Source organism: Cohnella sp. GCM10012308 (assembly GCF_042649185.1).
GTDB lineage: Bacteria > Bacillota > Bacilli > Paenibacillales > Paenibacillaceae > Cohnella.
The window spans coordinates 35966-43064 of record NZ_JBHRYU010000050.1; the positions used below are offsets into that span (position 1 = coordinate 35966).

Consider the following 7099-nt stretch of genomic DNA (forward strand, 5'->3'; position numbering starts at 1 on the left):
GGATCCGTTTGCGTTTCGTCCGGCAAAGGCAATCGTACGGGAAAGTACCGCCACTAACGCTTGGCGGCAAAATGTTTTAAGCCGCCCGGCGATCCGGGCGGCTTCTTGGCGATTCCATCTCTCTACTTCTTCGCATAATCCTTCGCATGATACGGCCCGCCCTCGCGCATGACCGTCCACAGCGGATCCGTGTCGTGCGGCATTGAAGCCATCATGCCGTCGTGCCACTCGTTCAGCAGATAGACGGCCTCCTTGCAAATCTCGCGGCGCTCTCCGGCCAGATTATGCTGCTCGAACGGATCGTTTTTCAGATCGAACAGCATCTCCCGCGGGAAGTCGTGATGGCCGTCGTGATAGGTGCGAATGTACAGCCAGTCCCCGAAGCGGACGCTGCGCTGGCACACGTGCGCGCACTGCGAGACGACGAGGTACTCGCGCCCTTCGGATTCGCCCTGCAGCACTGCGTTGGCGTAGCTCTCTCCGTCCCAAGACGGCGCACCCGGGATACCGAGGAGTCCGGCCAGCGTCGGTCCCAGGTCGAGATGATAATGCAGTCCCTCGTCGACAGCGCCCCGCGCGCCGCCCGGCCAGCGGACGATCATCGGAATGCGGCACGTCGCCTGGTCCGCAGTCCCGTGCTCGGAGTAGATGCCGAGCTCGCCCATATTTTCCCCGTGATCGGCGCTGATCAGGATGGCCGTATCCTCCAGCACGCCGAGACTGCCGAGCTTGGCCAGCACCCTGCCGACATGCTCGTCCATGTAGCGGATCGCGGCGTCGTAGTTGTCGAGGATCTCCCGCAGGTCCTCCCGCTTCTCGATCGGTTTGCCGTGCCGAGGATGACGGTAATAATGCGACTTGGCGAGCGCGTTCATATCCTCGATGCTGTGCTGGCCCTTCTTCGCCAGATGACGCTCGAATACATCCTCGGTCAGCCAGTCCGGCAACGGATCGTCCGCGAACGGGCTGCCGTAGTCCTCCGGCGCGCGGTACGGCGTATGCGGATCCCAGAAGTTCAGGTGCAGGAACCAATCGTCCTGCGCTCCGTTGTCCTCCAGCCACTTGAGCGCGACCGGCAGCACCTGCTCTGCCGACTCCCCGCCCTTGCCGCCGACGTTGAACACTTCGTTGAAGCCGGCGTTGAACGTCCAGGCCGAGTGCCGCTCCGAAAACGTGCTGATAGACGCCGTCTTCATCGCCGCTTGACGCAGGACGGCAGGCAGGCTCTCTATCGCGAGCCTGTCGTTGAAGCCGCGCGTCTCGCCGTCCCGGCGCATGTCCGCCGCGGTGCCGCCGTGTCCGACGATGCCATTGTGAATGCCGAACCGGCCGGACATCAAGGCCGAGCGCGAAGGCAAGCAAGGCGCGTCGGAGCAATAGTAATTCGTAAAGCGCACGCCTTCCCCCGCGATCGCGTCGATGTTCGGCGACGTGTCGCGATGGTAGCCGTAGCAGCCCAGATGATCGGGACGTAGCGAGTCAAGATCGAGATATAAAATTCTCATTATGCGGTACCTGCCTTTGCTGATTTTAGCCTTTGACCGCTCCGGCGACCCCGTCTACGAAGAAGCGCTGAAGCAGCAGGAAGATGACGACGATCGGGAGGATCGCGATCGCGCCGCCCGCCGCGATGCCGGTCCAGTCTACGACGTTCTCGCCTTGGAGCGCATAGAGGCCGACGGCGAGCGGACGCAGGTCGGGCTTGCTGAGCGTTAGAATGAGCGGCAGCATGAAGGAGTTCCACGACCAGATGAACTGCATGATCGTCACGCTCCCGGCGACCGGCTTGGCCAGCGGCAGCATGACCTGCGCGAACGTCCGGAAGAACCCGCTGCCGTCCATGACGGCCGCTTCCTCCAGTTCGTTCGGAATCTCGCGGAAAAACGTAGCGAACAGCAGGATGAAAATGATATGGTTGCCGCCCGCCTCCGCCAGGATGACCCCGAGCAGATTGTTCATGAGCCCGAGATTTTTGATCAGGTCGAAGATCGGGATGATCGCGAATTCCATCGGCACGAACAAGCTGGCCACCAGAAGCGCGAACACGAGCTTTTTGCCGCGGAACGAATGCCTGCCCATGATGTAGCCGCAGGTCGCCGTCGCGAAGAGAACCAGGAGGATCGTGCTTGCGGAGATGACGACGCTGTTCAGGAAGTAGGTGTCGAAGTTCGCCCCTTCCCAGGCGCGCTTGAAGTTATCCAGCTTGAAGCGGTCCGGTATCAGCTTGAGGCCGTTCGAGAAAAACTCTCCATCCGTCTTGAAGGCGGCGGACAGCATCCACAGGAACGGGTAGATCCAAATGAAGCAGAACGCGACCATGATCAGGTGAAATAGCGATTTTCTTAGCTGCCTCATAGCGACGATCGCCCCTTTATCCGCTTGGTGATCACGTTCTGCGCGACGGCCAGCACGCAGATCGTGACGGCGAAGAAGATGCCCGCGGCGGCGGCGTAGCCGAGCTGCGGCAGCCCCATCTCGCTGGAGAACGCATAGCGGTAAATGTAAGTCGATACGACGTCCGTGGCGAAGAACGGCCCTCCGTTGGTCATCGTCTTGATCAGGTCGAACGCCTTCAGCGAGTTGACGACGTTCAGCAGCAGGATGACCGCCCCTATGGGCAAGAGCAGCGGCACGGTGATGCGGAAGAACAGCTTCGAACCGCGCGCGCCGTCCATCTCCGCCGCCTCGTAGAGCTCCTTCGGGATGCTCTGCAGCCCGGCCAGCCAATACACCATGTTGATGCCGAGGTTTTTCCATACCGACACGATGACGACCGTGAACATCGACCAGCTCGGATCGCCCAGCCAGTCGATCGGTTCGTCGAGCAGGCCGATGCCGTGCAGCGCGCCGTTCACCGCGCCGTCGCTGCCCCAGATGAACACCATGATAATCCCGACGATCGACGTCGTCGTGACGACGGGCAGAAAAATCAAGGTGCGATAGAAGCTCGCGCCCCTGAGCCCGGGGCGGTTCAGGATGACGGCGAGGATGAGCGGTACGATCAGGTGAAGCGGCACGACGCCAAGCATGAACTTGAAGCTGTTTTTGAACGCGTTCCAGAAGTAATAATCGTTCGCCACGCTAACGAAGTTATCCGTGCCCACGAAGGTCGAGTCCGACGTCAGACCCGACCAGTCCAGCATGGCGTAGTAGATGCCGGCCAAGATCGGCCAGGCCTGGAACGCCAGGAATAACAGCAGCGTGGGCGTTAGAAACAGCCAGCACCAGGCCTGCGTCTTCCGGCGCGACTTCTTGGTTTCTCCAGTCCGTCCCATGTTGTCCTCCACATCTGCTGAGCGGTCGTCACTTCAGCGCTTGATAGTCTTCGGCTGAAAAATCCTTGTCCATGCTCCAATTCGAGAAGGAGAAATCGCTGCGCTCGACCTTCGCGCCCCCTGCCTTGGCCTGCTCGATCGCCGCATCCAGCGCCTTGTCGATCTGGCCCGACAGCTGCGCAAGCGGCGCCGCGGGATCCTTGAGCGATCCGGCGACGACGCCTTGGAGAATATCGCCGAGGCCCGGCTTCGGGTCCTTGAAGCTAGCCATGACGGCCGAAGCTCCGGGGTTGCGCACCGCGACGCTCGGCACGAGGCGCGAGTACTGCTGCACGATCTCGTAGTACTGCTTGAACTGCGGGATTTCCGCGGCCGACTCGTTCACGTCCTTCAGAATCGAGAAGCGGTCGCCGTTCTGGACGAGGACGGATTGATAGTCCTTGCTGAAATATTCCTTCAGGTAGATCGCGGCTTCCTTCGGGTGCTTGGTGGCGGCGGACATGCCGATCCAAGGCCCATAAGTCGAGCGCGGCAGATACCCCTTCTGGCCGGCGTCCGGCACCGGCGGAGCCATGACGCCGAAGTCGAGATCCGGATTGTTCTTCGTCCAGGTGCCGACGTTCCATTCGCCCTGAACGATGAATCCGGCCTGTCCCTCGGCGAACAGGGCGCGGGCTTCCGGCGCGGAGAGGCTCATCGTCTTCGGGTGATAGCTGCCGTCCTGCTTCAGCCCCTTGAACAGGTCGAACACCCCGATCATCGCTTCGGAATCGTAGGATGCCTGTCCGTCCTTCAGGCTGACCGGCGACTCGGAGGCGAAGCCGCTGCCGGCGAGCGCCGACCATTCGGTCGCGGCGAGCTTCCAGCGGCCGATCTGCTTGCCGCCTTCGATGATGCCGTAGTACTTGCCTTTGCCGGCTGCGGTGATTTTCTTAGCAGCCTCGCGGAATTCGCTATATGTCTTAGGCGGATTGCTCGAGTCGAGGCCGGCTTCCTGGAAGAGCTTCTTGTTGTAAAAGACGAGCGTGCTGGGTACGCCGGTGAGCGCGGGAATCGAATAGATCTTGCCGTCCAGCATCGTCGTGCCTTCGGTGAACGCCCCGTCCACGAAGCTGCTCTTGAACGCGTCGTCGATATAGGCGTCGAGCGGCTGGTACCAGCCTTCCTTCACCGCCGTACTCAGCTTCATCGTAGCGGGGATCGGGAACAGGTCGGGCGCGTCGCCCGATTTGATGGCGGTCAGGATCGTATTTTGGAATTGGTCGACCGTCAGCAGCGTGTATTCGATCTTGATGTTCGGGTATTTCGCTTCGAAGTCTTTGATGAATTGTTCGCGGTAGGACTTTTCGCTGTCGGCCCAGTCCATGATTCGGAGCGTGACCTGCTCGCCCGACGATGAGGACGGCGCTGCGGCCGAGGACGAGGAAGAAGGGCTGGCGGACGTGTCGGCGGATGCGGACGGCGAGCTTGCCGATTCGCTGCTCGGCCCGTTGTTCGAAGACCCCGAGCAAGCTGACATCACTTGTACGATTAGCGCTATAGACATGAGCGCTCCTGCATGCTTCCATTTCATTCTCAACGATAATCCCCCTCTGATTTGGTTGGATCCGCAGAACAAAAAACTTCAAGATTCCCTTGCTCTCAGCGATTGCAGGCGCTTACAGCAAGCGTTCTTGAAGTTCATGTTAATTTAGATTTGATAATCGAGCCATGTAGGGACGATGCTTCTTCTTGTAATTTTGATACTTTTGCGATAATCGGTCGGCGATTGTCCGAATGCCTTCTGAAACGCCCGGCTGAAGTGCGCCGCGTCGTAATGACCGCTTTGCTGGGCGATATGGTCGATTGTGTGCTCCGTATTTTCGAGCATCTGCCTGGCTTTTTGCAGCCGCATCTTTTTCAGCATCTTCATGGGCGTGATCCCGTAGATTTTCTGGAACGCGCGGCTGAAGTAGACCGGGTTCATATGATAAATCTGGGCGAGCTCCTCGCGGGAGATGTCTTCTTCGAGCCCGTTCTCGATATAATGCAGCGCGTTGTTGAAGCGGTCCGTGATAATCGGGTCCCGCGAGGACCGCCGTTCCCCGAGCTTCGTGCTCTCCAGGATCTCATGCAGCAGGAAAAAGGCGAGAAAGCCGGTCTGCACGGTTCGAAAGTCGTCGTCCTCCTGCAGCCACAGGCTTCGAAGCTCGTCGAACTTTTTTTCATAGAGGCCGGGATCGCGCACCTTGACCACCTTGCCGAGCGGGAATACGTCGAAAAAGTCTTGTTCCCCCTTGACCTTGATATCGACGTTAAACAGGTAATGCACGCCGTCTGTTTGGGAGATGACATTAAACGGTTTGTGCGGCCGGTGAATCATGACATCGCCTGTCTTGGCCACGAACTCCTTGTCCTCGAGGGTCGTGATGACTTCTCCCTTTTGAATATAAGAGACGGTATAACAGGATTGGACGTAGTCGAAAATGATCCTGGATTTGTACTGTACCTTCGTCACGTTCAACACGGTGACGCGAAGCTGGTCGTGAACTTCATACGACATGCGCTGCCTCTCCTCTCCCTATCGATCGTTCTCCCCGTCGTCGAACAGCTCGTCCAGCACCTTGTGCCGGTTGTCCAAAAAACGCATGGTCACGATATAGTGAAGCGTATCCTCGTACCGGATCTCCCGGATCGGCGCTTCGTCGAAATTCAGGATACGCGCTCCCGGATAGCCGAGCAGGATCGGCGAGTGCGTAGCGACGATAAACTGCGCGTCCTTCTCCAGATCCTTAATGACTCGCATAAGCGCCAACTGTCTGGCGGGAGAGAGCGCCGCCTCGGGCTCGTCCAGCAAATAGAGCGCTCTTTTGCCGAACCTGTGCTTGAACAACGACAGAAAAGCCTCGCCATGCGATTGCCGGTGCAGCGACCTTCCGCCATAGGCATTGTAACTCTCCGGTACCGTATCCAGATGCGAGGCAAACTGGTAGAACGTCTCGGCACGCAAGAAAAAGCCGTTGGTCACCTTGGGCATCCAGGACAGCCGAATCGCGTCTCCGAGCGCCGAGCCGGAAGCCTCCACCTCATACTGGTTGTTTCTGCCGCCGCCCGCTTCGTTGAACCCGCACTGGTAAGCGATCGCTTCCAGAAGCGTCGATTTGCCCGACCCGTTTTCTCCGACAAAAAAGGTCACGTTGGATTCGAATGCGAGCGACGCAAGCCCGCGAATCGCCGGTATATCGAACGGGTAGCCTTCCTGATCCGACCCGCCTGCACCGGTCATCATCGTCAGACTGCGCAAAAACATGCGATCATCTCCCGCCGCGTAAAGTCGTCCAATACGTTAGATATAACGTAACGATTTAAGTTGATAGGGTCAACCGTGGGGAAGCGTTGAGTGGCGGGGCGTTGGGTGGCGGGCGTTAGTTGATGGGCGTTAGGTGGCGGGACGTTGCGTGGCGGAACGTTGGGTGGCGGGACGTTAGGTGGCGGAACGTTGGGTGGCGGGACGTTGGGTGGCGGGACGTTGCGTGGCGGGGCAGGGCATTAAGTTGGACATGAGATCCGGGAACGGCGAATAGTTGGATTTTTTCGGACACAGAATCCGTTATTCCACCCAAGAACCGCAAATAGTCGGCTATTCCGGACACACGATCCGTTACTTCAATCGAATTCGGCTATTTGGCCTGCCATTCCTCTCGATAGCGGCTGTACGGTCACTAGTGTTGCATTAAAACTAACGCATTAAATTTTTAATCAATAAATTACTATATTTTCTATTTCGTGTTACTTTTTTCGTGGATAGGCATGAAAAAATCTCCTATTGTAGAGGTGTGTAGGTT

The 7099-nt window shown here is 58.5% G+C and carries 6 protein-coding genes; all 6 read right to left on the reverse strand.

Features of this window, described 5'->3' with window-relative positions; genetic code table 11:
- Positions 1 to 122: 122 nt before the first annotated feature.
- The 6 genes from ACFOTD_RS32280 to ACFOTD_RS32305 all read right to left on the reverse strand — a co-directional run bounded on the left by ACFOTD_RS32280 (position 123) and on the right by ACFOTD_RS32305 (position 6564).
- The gene (locus tag ACFOTD_RS32280; protein ID WP_378124096.1) at positions 123 to 1505 is read right to left on the reverse strand and encodes a sulfatase family protein; all 1383 of its coding nucleotides are present in this window, start codon (positions 1503 to 1505) and stop codon (positions 123 to 125) included.
- Positions 1506 to 1530: 25 nt separating this feature from the next.
- On the reverse strand, positions 1531 to 2355 hold the full coding sequence (locus ACFOTD_RS32285; RefSeq protein ID WP_378124098.1) for a carbohydrate ABC transporter permease: 825 nt from the start codon (positions 2353 to 2355) through the stop codon (positions 1531 to 1533).
- Complete coding sequence (locus tag ACFOTD_RS32290; protein WP_378124099.1) at positions 2352 to 3275, reverse strand: carbohydrate ABC transporter permease; 924 nt, start codon at positions 3273 to 3275, stop codon at positions 2352 to 2354. The genes ACFOTD_RS32285 and ACFOTD_RS32290 overlap by 4 nt, the downstream gene beginning before the upstream one ends.
- A 28-nt stretch (positions 3276 to 3303) precedes the next feature.
- On the reverse strand, positions 3304 to 4848 hold the full coding sequence (locus ACFOTD_RS32295) for an ABC transporter substrate-binding protein (RefSeq protein ID WP_378124102.1): 1545 nt from the start codon (positions 4846 to 4848) through the stop codon (positions 3304 to 3306).
- A 117-nt stretch (positions 4849 to 4965) separates the two neighbouring features.
- The gene (locus ACFOTD_RS32300; protein WP_378124100.1) at positions 4966 to 5817 is read right to left on the reverse strand and encodes a helix-turn-helix domain-containing protein; all 852 of its coding nucleotides are present in this window, start codon (positions 5815 to 5817) and stop codon (positions 4966 to 4968) included.
- Between the two features lie 18 nt (positions 5818 to 5835).
- Complete coding sequence (locus tag ACFOTD_RS32305) at positions 5836 to 6564, reverse strand: AAA family ATPase (RefSeq protein WP_378124101.1); 729 nt, start codon at positions 6562 to 6564, stop codon at positions 5836 to 5838.
- Positions 6565 to 7099: the final 535 nt, after the last annotated feature.